The 19,656-nt window shown below is 40.5% G+C and carries 22 protein-coding genes; 13 read left to right on the top strand and 9 right to left on the bottom strand.

What is annotated here, in order from left to right:
• Positions 1-89 precede the first annotated feature (89 nt).
• The 4 genes from H6G75_RS25130 to H6G75_RS25145 form a co-directional block, all read right to left on the bottom strand.
• A complete protein-coding gene (locus H6G75_RS25130) occupies positions 90-314 on the bottom strand; it encodes a hypothetical protein (protein WP_242051637.1) in 225 nt (74 codons plus the stop codon).
• A gap of 211 nt (positions 315-525) precedes the next feature.
• Entirely contained in the window at positions 526-1,914 is a 1,389-nt protein-coding gene (locus H6G75_RS25135) for a CHAT domain-containing protein (RefSeq protein WP_190982649.1), read from the bottom strand.
• Between the two features lie 183 nt (positions 1,915-2,097).
• Positions 2,098-2,820, bottom strand: a complete 723-nt coding sequence (locus H6G75_RS25140; RefSeq protein ID WP_190982650.1) for a peptidylprolyl isomerase — start codon at positions 2,818-2,820, stop codon at positions 2,098-2,100.
• A gap of 257 nt (positions 2,821-3,077) precedes the next feature.
• Positions 3,078-3,452 (bottom strand): cytochrome c, encoded by a 375-nt coding sequence (locus tag H6G75_RS25145; RefSeq protein ID WP_190982651.1) that lies wholly within the window; start codon positions 3,450-3,452, stop codon positions 3,078-3,080.
• A 207-nt stretch (positions 3,453-3,659) separates the two neighbouring features.
• Here H6G75_RS25145 and petG point away from each other — a divergent pair, with 207 nt between their 5' ends.
• A complete protein-coding gene (petG, locus tag H6G75_RS33175) occupies positions 3,660-3,773 on the top strand; it encodes a cytochrome b6-f complex subunit V (RefSeq protein WP_010995538.1) in 114 nt (37 codons plus the stop codon).
• 137 nt (positions 3,774-3,910) lie between these two features.
• Here the strand turns inward: petG and rsmD are convergent, their stop codons facing one another.
• Together rsmD and hisH are read right to left on the bottom strand one after the other, a co-directional pair.
• Positions 3,911-4,486, bottom strand: coding sequence for a 16S rRNA (guanine(966)-N(2))-methyltransferase RsmD (gene rsmD, locus H6G75_RS25155; RefSeq protein ID WP_190982652.1), 576 nt, complete (start codon positions 4,484-4,486; stop codon positions 3,911-3,913).
• Positions 4,487-4,571: 85 nt separating this feature from the next.
• Positions 4,572-5,207: an imidazole glycerol phosphate synthase subunit HisH gene (gene hisH, locus H6G75_RS25160; protein WP_190588535.1), complete on the bottom strand. Its 636-nt coding sequence runs from the start codon at positions 5,205-5,207 to the stop codon at positions 4,572-4,574.
• Between the two features lie 58 nt (positions 5,208-5,265).
• Here hisH and H6G75_RS25165 point away from each other — a divergent pair, with 58 nt between their 5' ends.
• Entirely contained in the window at positions 5,266-5,778 is a 513-nt protein-coding gene (locus H6G75_RS25165; RefSeq protein WP_190982653.1) for a peptidase C15, read from the top strand.
• 40 nt (positions 5,779-5,818) lie between these two features.
• Complete coding sequence (locus H6G75_RS25170) at positions 5,819-7,177, top strand: DUF3370 domain-containing protein (RefSeq protein ID WP_190982654.1); 1,359 nt, start codon at positions 5,819-5,821, stop codon at positions 7,175-7,177.
• Between the two features lie 320 nt (positions 7,178-7,497).
• On the opposite strand, the gene H6G75_RS25175 is transcribed toward H6G75_RS25170, so the two are convergent.
• Positions 7,498-7,749, bottom strand: coding sequence for a type II toxin-antitoxin system ParD family antitoxin (locus H6G75_RS25175; RefSeq protein WP_190982655.1), 252 nt, complete (start codon positions 7,747-7,749; stop codon positions 7,498-7,500).
• Between the two features lie 54 nt (positions 7,750-7,803).
• Positions 7,804-9,714, bottom strand: coding sequence for a GTPase family protein (locus H6G75_RS25180; RefSeq protein ID WP_190982656.1), 1,911 nt, complete (start codon positions 9,712-9,714; stop codon positions 7,804-7,806).
• Between the two features lie 255 nt (positions 9,715-9,969).
• On the opposite strand from H6G75_RS25180, the gene H6G75_RS25185 reads away from it, so the two are divergent.
• From H6G75_RS25185 to dusB, 7 genes are all read left to right on the top strand, one after another.
• Positions 9,970-10,371: a hypothetical protein gene (locus tag H6G75_RS25185; RefSeq protein WP_242051638.1), complete on the top strand. Its 402-nt coding sequence runs from the start codon at positions 9,970-9,972 to the stop codon at positions 10,369-10,371.
• Positions 10,368-10,604 (top strand): hypothetical protein, encoded by a 237-nt coding sequence (locus H6G75_RS33180; RefSeq protein WP_242051639.1) that lies wholly within the window; start codon positions 10,368-10,370, stop codon positions 10,602-10,604. Before H6G75_RS25185 ends, H6G75_RS33180 begins: the two co-directional genes overlap by 4 nt.
• Positions 10,601-11,371, top strand: coding sequence for a nucleotidyl transferase AbiEii/AbiGii toxin family protein (locus tag H6G75_RS25190; protein ID WP_242051640.1), 771 nt, complete (start codon positions 10,601-10,603; stop codon positions 11,369-11,371). Before H6G75_RS33180 ends, H6G75_RS25190 begins: the two co-directional genes overlap by 4 nt.
• Before the next feature lie 84 nt (positions 11,372-11,455).
• The gene (gene blaOXA / locus H6G75_RS25195; RefSeq protein WP_190982657.1) at positions 11,456-12,310 is read left to right on the top strand and encodes a class D beta-lactamase; all 855 of its coding nucleotides are present in this window, start codon (positions 11,456-11,458) and stop codon (positions 12,308-12,310) included.
• A gap of 144 nt (positions 12,311-12,454) precedes the next feature.
• A complete protein-coding gene (locus H6G75_RS25200; RefSeq protein WP_190982658.1) occupies positions 12,455-12,814 on the top strand; it encodes a hypothetical protein in 360 nt (119 codons plus the stop codon).
• Positions 12,815-13,125: 311 nt separating this feature from the next.
• Positions 13,126-14,613: a S8 family peptidase gene (locus H6G75_RS25205; RefSeq protein ID WP_190982659.1), complete on the top strand. Its 1,488-nt coding sequence runs from the start codon at positions 13,126-13,128 to the stop codon at positions 14,611-14,613.
• Positions 14,614-14,851: 238 nt separating this feature from the next.
• Positions 14,852-15,904 (top strand): tRNA dihydrouridine synthase DusB, encoded by a 1,053-nt coding sequence (gene dusB / locus H6G75_RS25210; protein WP_190982660.1) that lies wholly within the window; start codon positions 14,852-14,854, stop codon positions 15,902-15,904.
• 131 nt (positions 15,905-16,035) lie between these two features.
• On the opposite strand, the gene H6G75_RS25215 is transcribed toward dusB, so the two are convergent.
• The gene (locus H6G75_RS25215) at positions 16,036-17,298 is read right to left on the bottom strand and encodes a CCA tRNA nucleotidyltransferase (RefSeq protein WP_190982661.1); all 1,263 of its coding nucleotides are present in this window, start codon (positions 17,296-17,298) and stop codon (positions 16,036-16,038) included.
• 85 nt (positions 17,299-17,383) lie between these two features.
• Here H6G75_RS25215 and H6G75_RS25220 point away from each other — a divergent pair, with 85 nt between their 5' ends.
• The 3 genes from H6G75_RS25220 (at position 17,384) to H6G75_RS25230 (ending at position 19,413) form a co-directional block, all read left to right on the top strand.
• On the top strand, positions 17,384-17,632 hold the full coding sequence (locus H6G75_RS25220; protein ID WP_190982662.1) for a Ycf34 family protein: 249 nt from the start codon (positions 17,384-17,386) through the stop codon (positions 17,630-17,632).
• Between the two features lie 114 nt (positions 17,633-17,746).
• Positions 17,747-18,397 carry a tRNA (adenosine(37)-N6)-threonylcarbamoyltransferase complex dimerization subunit type 1 TsaB gene (gene tsaB / locus H6G75_RS25225; protein WP_190982663.1) on the top strand — a complete coding sequence of 217 codons (651 nt, stop codon included), beginning with the start codon at positions 17,747-17,749 and terminating at the stop codon, positions 18,395-18,397.
• A 125-nt stretch (positions 18,398-18,522) separates the two neighbouring features.
• Positions 18,523-19,413, top strand: coding sequence for a polysaccharide deacetylase family protein (locus tag H6G75_RS25230; protein WP_313934909.1), 891 nt, complete (start codon positions 18,523-18,525; stop codon positions 19,411-19,413).
• Positions 19,414-19,656: the final 243 nt, after the last annotated feature.

Genomic DNA, 19,656 nt, shown 5'->3' on the forward strand with positions numbered 1-19,656 from the left:
TTGGTAGAATTTAGGTAACATTATCATTTGATAGGTCTTGTTGACAATACCTGACCTATCTTTTTTTACCCCAAAACGGTCACAATCTTTTATTTCCTCGGCTTCAGCCGCTTTGTCACCCCTTCAGCTCCACCCCGATGACCTGCTAGTAAAAATTTAGCTGGATCATCTTCCATTTCCAGCAAGCTAACAAGCTTATCTACTGGGCTATTTTCTCTCTGAACATAAAAAATTTTTAAATCTTCAGGTGTAGTTAAAGGTTCTTCTGGTTTAAATAATTGGTAAGCAGATTTCCAAAAACTGGTATTGCTCATACTGTTTCTTAATAGGAAAGTTTGTTTTGATTAAACTCATTATTGTCAGTATAAGCAGTAAATAAACAGTAATCAGTAATGCTTAGTAATATTTTAAAAGTTGAATCCCTAACACTGATGAAATTTGGGACAAGTGACAATTCCACCAGAAGCTTAAGAAAAAGTGTAAAAAGCGAATTATTATTTTAGCGATCGCCAACCAGTCGCCATACTACCAAGGATTACCAATCAATGTAAATCCAGCCCAATAATAAGGATGAGATAATTCATCCTCATCAAGCTCATTCAACTCATGTAACTCTGAAGAAGCAGCACCACGAATGCGGGGATTATCTTCCAAACTAACACGCTCTTTGAGCATATCAATTTGCGCTTGTCGTAGTGCTTCTGACTTAACTGGATTAGTTTTTAGTTTGTCGTAAAATTGCAGCATCAAAGCCAATGTCCCACCATCACTCACCTCCCAAAGACTGGCTAAGGCTGCTTTTGCGCCTGACTGTACAGCTAACCCAGCAAACCCCAGTTCAGCTTGAGGATCACCCAACGCAGTACGACAAGCACTTAATACTAATAACTGTACTGGAGGGTTATTGAGTCCTAGAGTTTTCAGTTCATCTAAGCGAATTTTTTTATCCCAAAACTGGATATAAGATTTATCAACAGAACCCTGAGCAAATTCAGCATGGGTAGCTAAATGTACTATTCCAAAGGGATACTTAGCACGTTCTTTCTTGAGGTTTTTGAGAGTGAAGTTTTGGTTTAATAAAGACTTTCCTTTCCAGTTATTGTTAACAATATTAGATAATTCCAAGGGGACAGCAGGTAAAGGTTCCAGGTTTTGAAATTTTGATGCGCCCATTGCTAGAACCTGGGTTTTTGTAATGTTTGTCAGTTGGAAATCGAGAAGGCTGAAAGCCGGAATAATCGTTAAACTATACTTTTCAATTAAAAATGTTTTGCCATCAGAAATCGCCGCCAAAGGCACAGTCCGTAAACCGCCTCCTAAACAAAATATCAGATTATTAATACCTTGTGTTTGTAATTCAGATGCTAAGGGGGAAACTAAAAAGTCATATATTCTTTTACCGGAAGCTAGATATCGTTTGCGCGAGGAATTGGGATTAGTAACATCATTGCGGAATTTCGTGACTAAATTAGTCAATACCTCTTTTTTGGCTGCTGGGATACGTTTATGAATCGGTGATGTATCTGGCAAGACCAAGATTAAATCGAGTTGGTCAGCAGTTGGTATTGCATATATTAAGGCACTTTTTTTACCGACTCTTTGATTAATATTTTTGAGAACTTGACTGATTTTGTTGACTTCAATAACCTGATTGGAAGGCAATTTTACTTGCAAATATTCATCATATTGCTGCTTCCAACCCCTTTCAATATGGATAACAGCCGAGTTAATATCTTCACTGTCTAGTAATTTTTTGATAACATCTGGTTGCAACCGAGATACAGGCAGTTTATTCTGTTTATCTATTGGTGGAACTGCTTGGATTCCTGCTTGGCTAAATTTCTGAAAATCCAGCCCAATAACAAATAAACTGAGGGTTGAAAGAGCTAATAAATTTAGCCTACGCCTGTTCATATTTTTATGGAGAAATATTATTAATAATTCTGACTGGATTCAGAGAAATAAGTCAAAGTTGCGTTATGCAGCAATCCTAAATTATGACAAGTATTTCTCTACCTTGTCTCCCTTGTCCTCCTTGTCTATTTATGATGTCTGCACCCTTGTTTTCAAATCATAACCTAAATTTCTAGGTGTTGATTAAGAATTAGATTGGATTTGCTTTTGCTGTTCTTGTAGCCAAGCTTCAAACAGTTCATTCAATAATCTTGCTTTCATCTGGTCATCGAGTTGGGCTGGGATGAGTTTTTCTAGGCGCAAAATTACAACCCATTCGGCTATTCTGGCTGGTGGTAAAACTTGACCGGGTTGACTGCTAGATAGCAACTGTACCATTCCGGGATGAATTGCTTGTAGTTCAACTGGGCCGACTAGTCCCCCAGTTTGGGCTTCTGGGCCTTGGGAGTATTCTTTGGCTAGTTCTGCAAATGATTGTTCTTTGGCTTGGAGGCGAAAGTAGAGTTCTTGGACAAGTCCAATATCTTGAGTACGTAGTAGGGAATAAATGACTTTATCTAACTTGGCCTTGTTTTGAAAGAAGTATGATTCGAGTTTGTTACCCCAAGTAGCAATTTTGAATTTCTCGATTTTCAGTTTCCGAATTGTGACTGATTCGAGTTGATTGACTGTTATACCGTGATAAGCCATCCAGGCTTTAATGTCTGCATCGGTTTTTAACTGTCGTTCTAGGTAAAACTGCTGTTGAGCATGAGTAATTTCTTCTGATGTACATTCTACAGATGCGATCGCTTCATCGATAATTAATTCCCGGATTAGCTGTGGCAACATTTGGTAACTTGCCAGTAACGGCACTAGCTCAGTAGCCTGGATTGTACGGTTGCCAATTTGGAGAGCTTCTGTCATTTTTTATCCCATAGGTTACAGGTTATAGGTTACAGGTTACAGGTGATAAGTTAAAGGTTAAAGTCTACTACTTTCTATTTCTGTACGGGCGGGTTGATGAAGAATTTCGTCTATCCACAAAATTCCTTGACGGAAACAGCACCTACCTACTTCCAGCCAAAACAAATAATTTCTAAAATCTAACTAAAAACTAAAGATGTAGAACACCGAATCCTACATCTTTAATGAAATCTTTATTTTTTAAGATATGTAAACTCTTATAAGGTTTCCAAAAAGCTCAAAAGGTCTGCCATTTCTTGAGGACTGGGCTGAAATTTGGGCATAGGAGGCGTTTCACCACTAATAACTTGGTGAATCAACTTATAAGGAGATTTACGTTTAGAAACAGCTTGTAAACTGGGGCCGACTCGCCCATCTGCTTGCCAACCATGACAACCAGCACAGTTAATTTGAAAGATAGCATTTCCCTGAACTGGGTCTCCAGCTAAGGAAAGAACGGTTTTAACGTAGGGGTCTGAGGCTTGTACCATTTGAACACCAAAGATGCCCAAAGGGATTGATAGCAGTATCGCTAGAGCTAATAAGACGATACGCTGCATCAGAAGTTCAGGTTTGGTAATCTGGTTATCCAAAAGGTTTGCTGTGAAAGTGTAAGGTTATAAAATTTTTCATTTCCTACACATAGCTTAAAAGTTCTTGATTTGTACTGCAAGCACAGGTGACTATTTTCTTACAAGCGGGCATAGCTCAAAAACACTGCTGCAAGCGGGATTCGCCGTAATTTGGTAAAATCAAAAACGGGATATAAATCGTTAATAATTGCAAACAGGAGATTTAAAGTGGTTGAACCCCTGCTTTCTGGCATTGTGCTTGGTCTAATTGTTGTAACTCTCGCTGGTTTATTCTACGCTGCATACAAACAATACAAGCGCCCCAATGAATTGGGTGGTTGATAAGCTCTAAGCCTGGGCGAATGGAATTCGCAGCTACACAAACTAAGTCCGCCTACGCGGACTCATCATAAAATCATAAGATTGAAACCCGCGCAGGCGGGTTTTGTCTGTTTAGCTGCGGTTTCCAACCGCCCATTTCACTCTATATCCCCATCATTGTCTGTTGTTGAGTCAATAACTCTGTAGAAAGTTAAGGCGGTGTTCCCGTAAACTTTATGGCGAGAGATTTCCCAATTGGGTATGACTGGCGGTGTCCAGCCTTGGGGGTTGTGTTCTGTTGCGATTTCACCTTTGGGGTCTAATAAATTATAGTTAGCGATCGCTTCTAGCACAGGTTGATATAATCCACTAGCATAAGGTGGGTCAAAATAAATTCTGTCAAACTGTTTTCCTGACAAAATTTTTAACTGCTGAATTACATCACCACGTAATAGCTGCCATTGTTGTTCATTGCTGGCTAATTGCTGCCAATTTTCTTGAATAATTGCACAGGCTCGGCTTGATTGTTCAATTCCTACTACCAAGCTGGCTCCTCTACACAAAGCCTCTGCTCCCATTGAACCACTACCCGCGCACAAATCTAGCCAGCGACAACCAACAATTTCGCCTTGCCAAATATTAAAAACAGCTTCTCTTACCCGTGCGCTTGTGGGTCTGGTTTCTTTCCCTGGTAAAGTTTTAATTGGACGTTTGCCGTAAATTCTCAAACTCATGATTATTGGTCATTGGTCATTAGTCACTGGTCATTCAACATTTGCCAAGGACAAATGACAAATCACAAATGACAAATCACAAACCCTATGCGGCAATTTGTTCACGCACCTGAGAAACAAAATTCGAGAGGATTTGCAATCCTATATTAGATGATTTTTCTGGGTGAAACTGCACTGCCATGAGATTTTCTTTGGCAATGGCGGCTGTGATAGTTTGAGTACCGTGGGTAACAGTTGCAGCCCGGACTTGCGGATCTGTTGGGTCAACATAATAAGAATGCACAAAATAAACCCAAGGGTTAGCGGGCAAATGTTCCCATAAAATGCTTTTTGCTTGCGTTAATTCAAGTTGGTTCCAACCCATGTGAGGAATAGTAATTCCTGGTTCATGCTGAAAGCGGCGGACTTTTCCTTTGATAATTCCTAGCCCTGGTTGAGTTCCTTCCGCACTTGATTCAAATAAAATTTGCAATCCTAAACAAATTCCTAAGAAGGGTTTGCCAGATGATATCGCATCTTTTATGGGTTGTTCTAAATTCCGTTCTCTTAAATGTTGCACTGCGGGATCAAATGCACCAACTCCTGGCAACACTACAGCATCCGCCAATGATATCTCTTTAGCAGAATCTGTAATCTTGGGAGTTGCCCCAGCTTTTTCTATGCCTTTACAGACTGAGTGCAAATTTCCCATGTCGTAATCTACGACTGCAATAACTGGCATTGACCTGCTCCTTGTAAATTTATTATGGAGGGTTTTTCTATTCTAAATAATAATTCTAATGAAGAAAAGATTTTTATTAACTTCTTTTGACACTTGGTTAAGCGATCAAGATTCAAATTCATCGGATGATTTATTACAAGAAGTGAGTCAAGTTGAATCGCTCCCCCACGATTTAAAATTTCTGCGGTTGTTACCTGTAGATGTGATGCTGGCTAGTTCCTGGGTAATTCAAAAAGTTGAGGAGTTGCAACCAGATTACATTATCTGTTGTGGGATGGCTGCTAGTAGGCAAAGGTTAAGTGTAGAGGAGGGTGCTAATCAAGGCACGATTTTTTTGCCGACAGTAGTTAATTTGGAAAAATTAGTTTTGGGAACAGTAGCAACTGATATTAGTAGTGACTGCGGTAAATTTGTTTGCGAAGGTCTTTATTATGCAGTTCTTGACTATCTTCAGCAATCTAAACTGTCAACTCGTTGTATATTTGTTCACGTTCCGGTATTAAATCAAGAAAATTTGCTGGTTATTCTCGCTGACTTCTTATTAATTATTAACAATTTGGCACTCATATAAAATGGTGTGCGTCTTTAAGGAAAAATTGTTACCTAAGTATATGTTGTCATTTTTACTCAGTTTACTTGTTTCACAAACCACACCTCCCACACCGCCACCAGAAGAAGTTGTCCAACAACAACAAGTTCTACCCTTACCAGGACAGTTAGATTCAGTGCCAACTTTTAATAGCAATAGTCCAGAATTGGTGTTGAAAGAAGGGATTTTATTATCTACTTTTCCTGGGAATGGTAAAAAAGTTCCAACAGCACATTTAAATTTTCCCTTCCGGGGAAGATTTGATATTTTCGCTCATCATGTTGCCAAAGCTGATCCGCCAGAAAATTTGCGATCGCTTTATCTCGGTATAATTTTGCATAACCCGACTGATCAACCAGTCACCGTCAATATCTTGCAGGCGGCGAGTTATTTAAGTCAGCCAGATGCACCCTTTATTGAATTACCGCCTTATGTCGAAGATGCGGCGGGTAAAGTATTTGCGGGGCCTGGCGATCGCGTCATGTCTGATATTATCAGAGGCAGACGACAAGCAATTTTCCCGGCACAAATAGTCCTTGCACCCAAGCAAAGTCAAATGTTGCTGAATCTTCCAATTCCGGTGCAGGGGTTAACACCGCCTTTAAATGGTCGTTCTACCTTAATGCGCTTGCGGAGTAACGGTACAGTCTACGCCGCTAGTTTAGCGATGTTTGCCAAAGATAATCCTGATGGTAGTGAACGTGCGCCGACTTTAGCAGAGTGGGAAAATTTATTAGATAACGGTGAATTATCCACACCACGAGATAAAACACCAACTCCCTTAGAAGAAACTGGGAAACCCAGAATTTACGGAAGAGTCGCGGGGGTTGCTGGCGGTTCCTTTTGGCGTGCATTTATCGTAGATAGTCCCAAAGCGCGATTTTTAACTGTTCCCCAGCCGGGACAAGCGGTTTCTTACGCGCTGAGTACATTACATGGCGGAACTTTGGGGACAAATCAAATTCAAAGTGCGCCGATGTTAGTCCGTTATCCCGACACTGCATATCGCGCACATGGCAACTATGCAATTCAATACAACTTGAAGTTACCGTTATATAACAATACTGCTACGCCAAAAACTGTGGCGGTGGCGATGCAAACTCCGATTAAAGAAGATCAGTTAGTTAAACCAGGACTGCGCTTTTTTGCTACCCCAGCCCGCCAAACCTTCTTTCGCGGCAGTGTGCGGATACGCTACAAAGATGATCAGGGTATGCCACAAACCAAATTTGTGCATTTAGTCCAAAAGCGCGGTCAACCAGGAGAGCCACTAGTAATATTAAATATGAAACCGAGCGATCGCCGATTAGTCGAAGTAGACTTTCTCTATCCCCCTGATGCTACACCACCGCAGGTATTAACTGTGTCAACGCAAGGATGAGTGTTGAGTGCTGAGTGCTGAGTGCTGAGTAATGAGTTAAGACTTATACTGATTCTTTATGAAGATGCACTGAATCAGATAACGAACCACAAAGGAAGCATACACGCGATAGCAGCTTCCCGCAGGGTAGGACACAAAGAGATATAGAGATAGGACTTACGCAAAAACCCTCTCGAATCCTCTTAACTTCGTGTCCTTTGCGCCCTTTGTGGTTCGTTTTTTCATGATTCTGCGTAAGTCCTGAGAGATAAATAATTAAATTTGCGTAAGTCCCCTTTACTCATTACTCATTTAATTTGCTTCACCTCTGCACCGACTCGCTAAGACTCCAGTGCTTGACGTAACTTCCTTTCTAACTGGGCGATTAAAAACCTGTTGTCAATTCTTTCTAATTCAGCAATAGAAACATCAGCGTTATTACGGACGGCTGCTAACCATTGCTCATACTTTTTATCATGTTCTTCCAAAAGCTCTAAAGCTTCGACAATTATTTCCTCAATAGTGTGATATCTACCGCTACTGAGTTTCTCTTCAATAAATATTTCGTGTCTTCGGTTGAATTTGAATTTCATTATTCATCGCTCAAATTTTAATACTAAGGCGCGATCGCCCAAACATAACACATTTCAAACTTGTTGCAAATAATACTCAAATCGCTCTCGTAGTTGTTCCACTGCTAAATTCTGAGTCCAATACTCTACAAGGGCGTGACCAAATGCCCAAGCATTCCGATCAGGTGTAGCTGAATTTTCTAACAATAATGGCCACAGTGAGATTAAATCAAAGTTAATTTTCGAGGAATTGTCAGTTTTTAATAATGAAAATAACTCATAAGCAATTTGAAGTTTACCAATGACAATCGGTAACTGTTCTACAGGGATTTGCTCTGCTAATAAATAAGCCAAGGTGGGAGAACCTGTAGACATGGTGGCAATAAATTGCAGTACAGGGCTTTTTAATAAGGTGGTGAGTCCTTGGGTAGTCGCCATTTGGAAGGTATAGTGATCAATAATTTTGGCTGCGGCGACGGTGCGCGAGTCTAAGTCCCGTAAAAACCGGGCGAGTCGTAGTTGTTTGGCGGGTGCGATCGCTTCAATCAAGCCCAATGATAAAGTATCTATATTCCAAGCTGTACGGTTAGTTTTGCGATCGCTTGTAACTACCGGGACAATTAAGTTAGAAAATTCCTCTAGTTTTTCAGCCCGATACCCAGTTGCTTCCCGGATAGAAATTTCCTTTGGCCTGTCTCCCCATTCCCAATTGTATGGCGGTTGCCACTCCCGCAGAGGACGCAATTTATCTACTTGGGTGACAACTGCGATCGCAGGTAAATCATCAACGGCAGCTTTCATATCTGCTAAAAAATCTACATCCATTTGCAAAGCCGGGTCAAGGGCGGGTGTCACCAACAGTAACAAATCTGCGTTAGTTGCATAGTCTAATACTAATTGGCGGAGTTCACCGCGCTTGACTTGTTCGTAACCAGGGGTATCCCAAAGGGTGAGACTTTCACCACTAGGAGTTTCCCAATGATAATTTTGAATTTCGTCAGTACTGGGTAAAACATCCACCGCCGCCAAGTCAGCTTGGAATAACGTATTAATTAAACTGCTTTTACCTGCACCTGTCCGTCCGACTAGTAAAATACTGATGGGTTTTTGCTCAACTTCCGTGACTGGTTCAGCTTGGGTGAGAATTTCGCGCAGAGTTTGGGTTTTGGTTTGGGGGATAGTTGGGGAAGAAACCACAGCCGTTGTTGGTAGTGTAATACCTCCGTAAAGTGCGATCGCTTGTCTGCATAAATTTCTCAAAGCTGCTTCGCGCAACAGTTGACCTAAATTCACCAATAATTGCTGATTAGCGCGGTTAGTATAACCCTTCGTCGCCCGATTCGCCACCGCCGCTACTGGATTTAACAACCATTGCGCCCAGCCCCAAGCTCGCAAAAGTTTACGGGCTGAGGGTTCTAGCTTTCGATATACTTCATAAGCTTGATAAGCTTGCCCGACAGTAGCTTGATTTAAGGCAGGTGATAATCTCTGCATCCACTGGTCTAAATCATCCACTGTTCCCCGGATCAGTCCGTAAGCTTGAGGGACATAGATATTCAGCAGGGGATACTGTACTTGGGGATGGTAGATATTCGCCACAGCCACTACTACATCTTGACAGCGTTGCCAAAAAGTTTGCCAATCTTCCCAAATTGGGCGATCGTTAATGGATGCTTCCAGAATTTTTTGTAATGCGGCTTCCGCTTGCTGTGTCGCTTCACTTCCCGCCGTTGTGGTGGTAGTATCAACAGCCGCCTCTAGTTCTTCTTGGAATCCTGCCAAAGCCGCCTCAACTTGGGCAATTTGCGGTTGCGTCCACCGCACCAACAACCACCGCCAAGCAACAAACACAACCGTAAACACCGCCCAAATCCAGTTAATTCCCCAGGCATTGATTTGCAAACCTGCGGCGACTAGTAAGAAAATAATAATAGCTGCGATCGGTATTGCTAAGATAACCCACTGCCACGGTTTTAAGCGCACCATTTCCCCTGTACCTGCCTGAACATAACTGCTGATAATGCTATTGTGAGTCTAATATTTCTGTCATGGATACTAACTGTTGGTGTAATATCTATGCTCTGGTGGAAAGAAATTTTAACCGAAATTTGAATAATATCTATATGACTTAAGCAAGAACTCTCCTACACTTTTTTAACTTTGCGTCCTTTGTGGTTCGTTTTATCATAATTTTAGTAATTATTGACTATATACAAATACTGTATCTACAAGGAAAATAACATGATTTACATGAGATTTACACTTAAAAAATCTAAAAAAATCAATGAGATTTTACAGCGTTCTGTTCTGAGCAATGAAGAGTTTATTCATAATCTGAAATTATCAAATGAATTAGCTATAAAAACAGTGAATTGTGTCCGTCTAGAGTTAGGTAAATCTTTTCAAGTACCTGCTGAGAAGTTATATCCAGATGATAAATTTATAGATATCATATCCCTTCTCTGCGGGGAATGGGACATGATAGAGCTTGTATTAGCTCTTGAAAAAACCCTCAAAATAGATATTGATGAAGAGCAAGTACCTGACTGGACTTCTAAAAATATAACTCTAGGTCAATGGATTGTAGAGTTCTTACACCACAACTTTCCAGAACCTAATAAACTCAAAAATTGGGAAGTATGACAAAATCAATACCAAAAATAGATCCACCGATTAGACCTCAAAAGTTGCCTTTTTTAGAGTCCATTTGTTGGCAAACAGCAGATGTTTATGAGTTTACGCCTGAGCAAATGCTAAGTCGCTATGAAAGGGGTTGGCAGTATCGTCAATTATTTAATAATCTTGAAGGTGAAGAACTCAATTTTGTCAGAGAACTGGCTAGATATTACGATTCTTGGTTACAAGCTGATCTATGAGTTTTAAGTTTGCTCACCATAATAAAATTATTACAATTCTTCAAAGTTTAAATTCTGACATACTTAGAAAAAGTTCTGCTTACTTCGGTGGTGGAACCCTTCTTGCACTTGATTTTGAAGAATACCGTTGGAGTAAAGATATTGATTTTATTTCTCCTGTCGGTGTATCAGGATATAAGTATCTTCGCACTGTTGTATTTGATGGCGGGTATGAAGCATTATTTACTGATTTGAGTTGTATTCACATTGGCAGAGGGACTACTGACCAGTATGGAATTAGGATGATAGTTATTGTAGATAACTTACCAATTAAAACAGAGATTATCGCTGAATCACGCTTTCAACCAGACCCACCCAGATATACAGAATGGTCGCCTGTTCCCTGCTTAAGCCTCATTGACTGTTTTACATCGAAGCTGCTGGCAAATTCCGATCGCTATATGGATGATAGTGTTGAATCTAGAGATTTAATTGATCTAGCAGTTTTACGCTTACAATCTCCAATTCCCGAAGCAGCAATTAACAAGGCTGAGAAGGCTTATGAAGTAATTCGTCCTTTAAAAACTGCTGTTAAGCGTTTTCAGGAAAGACCAGACTATCGAGAAAAATGTTTTCTAAGTTTGCAAATTGATGAAACTCAGATACCAAAAATTATTGATGGTGTTGATTTAATAGCCACTGACTTTAATCTAGAAACCACGCAGAGATTATTTAAAGAGCAGCATGATATTTTTATGGATTTAGATAAAAAAAATAAATCATCATAAGTTTAGTAAACATATTTTAGGAATTGCCTACTTTGTTGCTGTATTATTTCTGGTTTGTCAGCCAGTTGTGTGAGGATAAAAATTATGGCACGAAGTGGGCGATCGCTACTCATCATCTCGATTACAATTATCAGTGTCATCACACTGCTAACCTTTACAAGCCTTCCCGGTATCTCTGCAACACCAAAAGCAAATCAACCCTCATCATTGATTGCTCAGAATGTCAATCTTGGCAGTTATTTCAAAGAATTAGGGATTGAAGGCTCAATTTTAATTTACGACCAAAATAACAATAAATTTTACCAATATAACGCCTCCCGTAATTCTACAGCCTTTCTTCCGGCTTCGACTTTCAAAATCTTAAATTCTCTCATTTCATTAGAAACCGGAGTTATTAAAGATGAAATTGCTATTTTGACTTGGGATGGAATTGTAAGAGAATTTCCGACTTGGAACCGAGATACTAATATGCGCCAAGCCTATAAAGATTCCACCGTTTGGTTTTATCAAGTCTTGGCGCGGCGAGTTGGACATGAAAGAATGCAGCAATTTATCAATCAAGTTGGTTACGGAAACCGTCAAATTGGGACACCAGAACAAATAGATAAATTTTGGCTATCTGGCCCTTTACAAATTACTCCCAAACAACAAATTGAATTTCTCCAACGGCTTTATCGTAGAGAATTACCTTTTTCTCAACGCACATTCGATTTAGTGCAGGACATTATGATAGTTGAGAAAACACCTAATTATATCCTGCGAGCCAAAACAGGTTGGGCAACAAGCGTAAAACCTAACATTGGCTGGTTTGTCGGATATTTAGAACAAAATAATAACGTTTATTTATTCGCCACCAATATCGATATGAAAGATGCTGCTGATGCACCTAAACGAATTGAATTAACTCGGCGTAGTTTCAAAGCTTTAGGCTTACTTTAAAACTTCCTATCTCAGCCCCAAATGATTGACAAAAATTTCTCTACCTTGTTTTATCTCCCTTGTCTACCTTGTCTACCTTGTCTCCCATATCTATTCTGTTATAGTCTCAATTACAAAACCTGCAATTATCTGCGGTTTATTGTCATGCTTACACTCATCACTATCGGATTATTTTTTATAGCAGGTTTGATTATTGTAGAAACCATACAAAAATTTCATCCTGCTAACCCAATAATTAATCCTGTTTGGGAAGCTATCTGTCTAGGAATTATTAGCATATTTTGGATGTGGCTTTTCCGAGAAGCCCAAATTAAATCAGAATGGTTGATTTTATCGGCTATTTTTGGTTCCATGCTGGCAATGACAGCATCTCTAATATTTTGGTATGTTCACGATTCTACAGGTAAGAGTAAGTATACTCTTCGTAATGCTTATTTATTAGTAGGATTGTATCGAGTTGTACTTTACAGCGTTAGCATTAACCTTGGCATATTTTTATCCTAAGATTTCACTGTTGAATTAAATATTTGGTAAATATCAGCAAACTATCATTTTTTATCGGCACTCATCTGTAGCTTTTTACAAAGCTAATTTTAGCAAATCCTTACTCAAGCTTGTTTTTGCTCAAAATCAGCCTAAATCATTAAATTATGATGAATATATTTTTGTAAGAAAAATAGCATTTTGCCATCTAATTCCATAGTAATTATTGGTAAGGATAGTCAATTTATTGCTTAAAACCTGTGAGCCAAGGTTTTAACAGTTAATGCTGCCAAAAATATGGAATCTTAACTTTATTTGAGGAGAAAATACTTATGCCCATTAATGATACTAGTAAAGCATTACTTTCTCATAACGGGCTAAACTCTCAACTGCTCTCCTCAGCAGATATTTTTGACAATAAAAATCAATATAATTCTTACCTTAGTAGCAGTAGTTATTACCAAACTAGTAATGCAAAAATCACTACAGCAACTACAAAAAACTATAGTTCCACTACAGGATATGGGTTAGTAAATGCGGCGGCGGCTGTCGCTAAAGCTGTGGGTAGAAATACCTTTGCAAATGTGCCAAATTTGGGTGGGAATAATTGGGGTGCTGACCTTGTAAATGCTCCAGAAGCTTGGAATAATGGGTACACAGGTAAAGGTGTTGTTGTCGCTGTGATAGATACTGGGGTTGATTACAACCATGAGGATCTAAAAAATAATATTTGGACGAATACAAAAGAAATTGCTGGTAATGGCATAGATGATGATGGCAATGGTTATGTTGATGATGTCCGGGGTTGGAATTTTAACGACAACAACAACAATACATTAGACAAAAACGGTCACGGTACTCATGTTTCTGGCACTATTGCGGGAGAGAAAAATGACTATGGTGTAACTGGCATTGCTTATAATGCCAAAATTATGCCAGTGAAAGTGTTAAATGACTCTGGTTCTGGTTCGTATAGTGCTATAGCCAACGGCATTTATTATGCAGCAAATAATGGTGCTAATGTCATTAACCTCAGCCTAGGTGGTAGTTTTTCTAACAAGACTCTGCAAAATGCAATTGAGTATGCCAATAGTAAAGGCGTAGTTGTGGTGATGGCGGCTGGTAATGATGGCGGTTCTCAACCAAACTACCCAGCCCGTTACGCCAACAACACAGGAATTGCTGTGGGCGCAGTAGATAGAAATAATAACTTGGCTAATTTTTCTAATCGTTCTGGAACAAATCAATTGGCTTATGTGACAGCCCCTGGTGTGGATGTTTATTCAACAGTGCCGAATAATCAGTATGCTTCTTACAATGGCACATCGATGGCGACTCCTCACGTTGCTGGTGTAGTTGCGTTGATGTTGAGTGCTAACCGTAGCTTAACTCCTACACAAGTGCGCCAAATTATTACAGAAACAGCCGGAAATAATACCCAAGCTGCCACTGTTAGTTATCAGACTGATTCAATTAACACTAGCTCAATAGTAAAATATGCAATAGGATTATCTAGTTATCAAATCTCTACTACTAATTTCAGCGTTGATCATAACTCGGTTTCTGAAATTACTTCTCCTGCTAAAATCACCCATCAAAACAACACGATTAACTCAGCAACTAGCTTACAATTGCACTACTACAATGACAGTATCGGGATTAAGAGTTACAACAGCACCGATGAAGAGACTCCCAATAATACCCCACCAACTAATGGTAATAATGGTCAGCTAGGCAAATTTTTAGAACAGCTAGATCAAATTCAAAAGCAATTAGAAGAGTATCGCAGATTTTTAGGCTTGTCTAATGGTAAAAGTTAGAAATTAGAGAGGGTACTTTAAGCATTGGTCTAGTAATTGGTAATATAACTTCTCTACTCCTAAAATCAAGGGTGCGATCGCCTTCAACAATCGTCAGTTGAAAATCATCTCTCTAGTTAGAGTGAAAGCGATCGCCAACAGTCTCATACTATTGTAAGTTGAACTGAATCACACAAACCATCATCAACAACCGTCTTGGATAAGAGATATGATGAAGTGTGCATTGTGAATTGTTGATATGGTTACTCTGTCTCCCAGTCTACAAGCTAGACTCTCTCAACCTTTAAAAATCGGCTCGTTTGAGGTGAAAAGCCGGGTTTTACAATCGCCTTTATCTGGGGTGACAGATTTGGTGTTTCGTCGCCTGGTGCGTCGCTATGCACCAGATTCGATGATGTATACCGAAATGGTCAACGCTACGGGACTGCACTATGTGAAGCAGTTACCCAAAATTATGGAAGTTGACCCTAACGAACGCCCAATTAGTATTCAGTTGTTTGACTGTCGCCCCGATTTTTTAGCTGAAGCAGCCATCAAAGCTGTGGCTGAAGGGGCTGATACTGTTGATATTAATATGGGATGTCCGGTAAATAAAATTACCAAGAATGGTGGTGGTTCTTCGTTGTTGCGTCAGCCGGAAGTTGCTGAAGCCATTGTGCGGGAAGTGGTCAAAGCTGTGGATGTACCAGTCACAGTTAAAACCCGGATTGGCTGGAATGACAAGGAAATCACTATTCTGGATTTTGCGAAGCGGATGGAAGATGCCGGGGCGAAAATGATTACTGTGCATGGACGCACCCGCGCTCAAGGTTACAATGGTAACGCCCGTTGGGAATGGATAGCCCGTGTAAAAGAGGTGCTGTTGATACCTGTAATTGGCAATGGTGATATATTTTCGGTGGAAGCCGCAGTAAAATGCTTAGAGGAAACTGGCGCTGATGGGGTGATGTGTTCGCGCGGAACTTTGGGTTATCCCTTTTTGGTAGGCGAAGTTGACCACTTCTTAAAAACAGGCGAACTTTTACCACCACCAACCCCAATTCAACGCTTAGAATGTGCCAGAGATCATTTACAAGCTTTATGGGAATATAAAGGCGATCGCGGTGTTCGTCAAGCCCGTAAACACATGACTTGGTACGCAAAAGGCTTCGTCGGCGCGGCTGAATTACGCGGACAATTAAGTGTGATTGAAACAGTCCAGCAAGGTTTAGATTTAATTGACCGCGCTATGGAAAAGTTAGCATCTGGTTATGAGGTGTTGGAAGAAACTACTAGTTTTCAGATGGTGTAGAAGGGGGATGGGGGAGACAAGGGGGACAAGGGAGACAAGGGGGATGGAAGTTCGTGTGTAGGTGAACAAAACTCTTAAATTCTTACACCCCTAAACCCCTACACCCAGCTTCAACAGACTTTGACATACTCTCAACTCTCTAACATCTGCCGTGCAAACTCAATTGCATCTGTAGCTGTAGCAATTTTACCTTCTGCTTGAGCGATCGCAATCTCGGTCAGCAGTTCCCCGACGACTGGCGAGGCTGGAATATTTAGTGCTAACATTAGTTGTTTACCACTCACGAGTTGAGTGGGATGAGCGACCAGATCATCAGGGTTAAGGTAGCGGCTGATCAAAGGTGAGTAAACCAATAATGATTTGTCGCCTGACATCGCCTCTACCAAAGTATCTTGTGCTACCGCCAATAATACGACAACAGGAAAGACATTACCTGCTTCTTGGAACAAAAAATATTGTTCTCTGATAGACTTGTTGGGAGATTTTAACTGCGGGAATAATTTCAAAGCCGTGGTAACAGCGCGAATTTCAGCACGGCTATAGGTGAGTTCTTGGAGTTCTAATTCAGCTACTTCGGGGTTACTATCTACAAGACAAGCAAGTTTGGCGATACCTAACCAAGTGGTTTTCACAGTATCACGCACATATTGTTGTAATTCTGCACCAAATTGCGGTGCAAGGATGGTGGCGGCTGTGTCAACGGCGGCGAGTTTATCAAAGCTGGCGGTTGTAGAATTTTTGAAGAAATGCCACAGTAAACCATCTCTCCCAGCGTTGGTTAACCAAGGTGTACCTTGAGGAGTGGCTAAAAGATAGCCTATTTCGGTGCGGACTCGTTCGGCGGCGACTGTGTGGAGGTGTGATGCTAAGGCGCGAATTGTGTTGTGTGTAGTTGGTTCAATAGTAAAATTCAGTTGGGCAGCTTGGCGATAAGCACGCATTAACCGCAAAGGGTCATCTTTGAGGTTGGCTGGTGATACCATACGCAACAAGCCTTGCTGTAAATCAGCACAACCTTGCAACGGGTCGATGATTTCTTGGGTGTGGGGATTATAGGCGATCGCATTCATTGTAAAATCACGTCTATGCAAGTCAGTTTCTAAGCTATCGCCTTCTTGTTGGGCAAAGTCAGCCGTGGCTTGGGGAAATACCACACGGGCAATTTTACGTTCTGCGTCGAGTAAGACAAAGCCAGCTTGATAACGTTTAGCGATCGCTCTAGCTACCTGTACCGCATCCGATGGTATCACAAAGTCAAGATCCCAATATTCACGGGTTCTGCCTAAAATTGCATCACGCACCGCACCACCCACCATGAAAGCTGGTTGTGGCAAGCATTCCAAGCTAAAAGGCCAATTTTGCGGCGCGAGAATTGCAGAAACAGAACTGTGCATTGTAATAAAAATCAACCCGGCAACTAGTGAAGAATAGCTTTGCTTACGCTAGATTAGCAATAAAGCTCCTGGAGTTGGTTATATTATGTGTATTTGCGTAAACTGCCACTACGTAGACCGTTGTGTAACCTATCATGCCGTAGAAACTCAACACCAACAGCCTCATTTAACTGAGAATCCGACTTTTGACCCCAATGAACCTTCTATTAACGTTAACATCCGCACCAAAGAGGATGTGATTGAAATGGAATGGGATGTTGTTGGTTGTCTTAGCTTTAAGCAAGAAACGGGTAAATGGGCGAAATTGCGTCCCGGTGAACTAGTACCGACGTGATGAAGATGATAGGTAAATTGTCAGCGACTACTGCTGTTTCTTGTAGTAGTCGCATATTTTTATGGTTGAATAAATATCACGCCAACTCTAGGAAAATTAATATAATTACTCGCTTTGACCACGGAACTAACTACTCTACCCGCTTACAAATACGCTTTATCCCTGCATACAACCACGCCAGAACTAGGTTTTGCTATTAGTAATTTTGCTGGTGAAACTCGTTCAAATGTTTGGAATTTAGGGCGTGATTTATCTAGTTATATACATCAATATTTAATTGATTTTATCCATCCACAAACTTGGGCAGATTTAGAATTTATTGCTGTTGCCAAAGGCCCAGGCGGCTTTACTGGAACTCGTATTGGTGTAGTTCTCGCCCGTACTTTAGGGCAACAATTAAATATTCCCGTGTTTGCCATTTCGACATTAGCGGCGGTAGCTTGGTCACATAAAAATCATACTCAAAAAGCGATCGCTGTAGAAATGCCAGCACAAAGAGGTAAAGTATTTGGTGCAATTTATCAAATTAATTCTCACACTTCAGAAATTACAGCCTTATTTGCTGATACAGTATTAACCCCAGAAGCTTGGCAAGAAACTTTAGCTAACTGCAACACTGAGTATCAACTAATTCCCGCAATCTCTGGTTTAGCTGCAACTGTCACAAATATTTTGGAACTTTCTTATCTAGAATGGCGACAAGGAAAACGCCCTCAGTGGTCAGCAGCTTTACCTTATTATGGACAACATCCAGTAGAACTTTAAAAAACACTGGCATTTCTCCACATTATAGTTATACTGCTGTCATCACTACGCAAAATTCGTAAGCTAAAACTAAAATAATTACGGATAAATATGTGCTTAATACATATTAATTGAGGAGTATCGATGTGTTTAGCCCAAAATTATGGCAATTATTCACAGCAGGAACCATTACACTGGTTGGTGCGGGTAGCGGCTTGAGTCTCACAGGATTATTACTTAAAGCTACCCTTAACAATCCTTTACTATCTGCACAATCACTAGACAAGAAATCGGCAGTAACTACACAAAATGCCAGTTTAAATACGACCAAACAAACTATATCAAAGGAATTTCAAGGGCAAACCATTTATCAAGCTAAATTACCCATAACAGATAAAGTTATTGCCTTGACTTTTGATGATGGCCCTGGGCCAAAAAATACTACACAAATATTAGAAATTCTTAAACAAAATCATATTAAAGCTACCTTTTTTTTAGTAGGGCAAATGGTTAGTTTCCATCCCCAAATTGTTAAACAAATTGCCGCCGAAGGTCATGTCTTAGGCAACCATACATGGCATCATTGGTATCGTCGGATGGATGCAGCCACCGCCGCGAGTGAAATTAATCGCACAGCAGATTTGATATATAAACTTACCGGAGTGAAAACTACATTATTTCGTCCCCCTGGTGGTTTTCTGCATAATGGCTTAGTTGATTATGCCAAAAGTCAAAAGTATGCAATTATGATGTGGTCTGATGAGTCAGGAGACTCTCAACGCCGTGGCCAAACTCCAGCACTCATTAAAAATGTCGTAAAAAGTGCCAAACCCGGCGGAATTGTCTTGATGCACGACGGTGGCGGTAATCGTTCTCGCACTGTTAAGGCATTACCGCAAATTATCGCAGATTTAAAGGCGAAAGGCTATAAGTTTGTCACCATCCCAGAATTACTGGAAATGGAAACCAAAGCCAAAGATGTAGTCACAGCCGAATCTTCTATAGTTACCAAAGATGGACATTCTCATCATCAATGATTCACAGGACTTACGCAAAAGTATAAAGAAACGAACCGCAAAGAACGCAAAGGACACGAAGTGATCAGAGTTTGAAAGAGTTCTTGCGTAAGTCCTAATTCATTCGGGCGGGGTGAAAAAGGTATCTGAAAGGAGAGGGAACGGGGAACCGGGAAGAGTGTAGGGTGCAGGGGAAGAATGTTGACCCAACACTCATACCATTTCACTTTAAATATAATACATATCGGTAAGCAGCGCCTCGAC

This window comes from Nostoc sp. FACHB-280, from assembly GCF_014697615.1.
In the GTDB taxonomy this organism is placed as follows: Bacteria; Cyanobacteriota; Cyanobacteriia; order Cyanobacteriales; family Nostocaceae; genus Nostoc_B.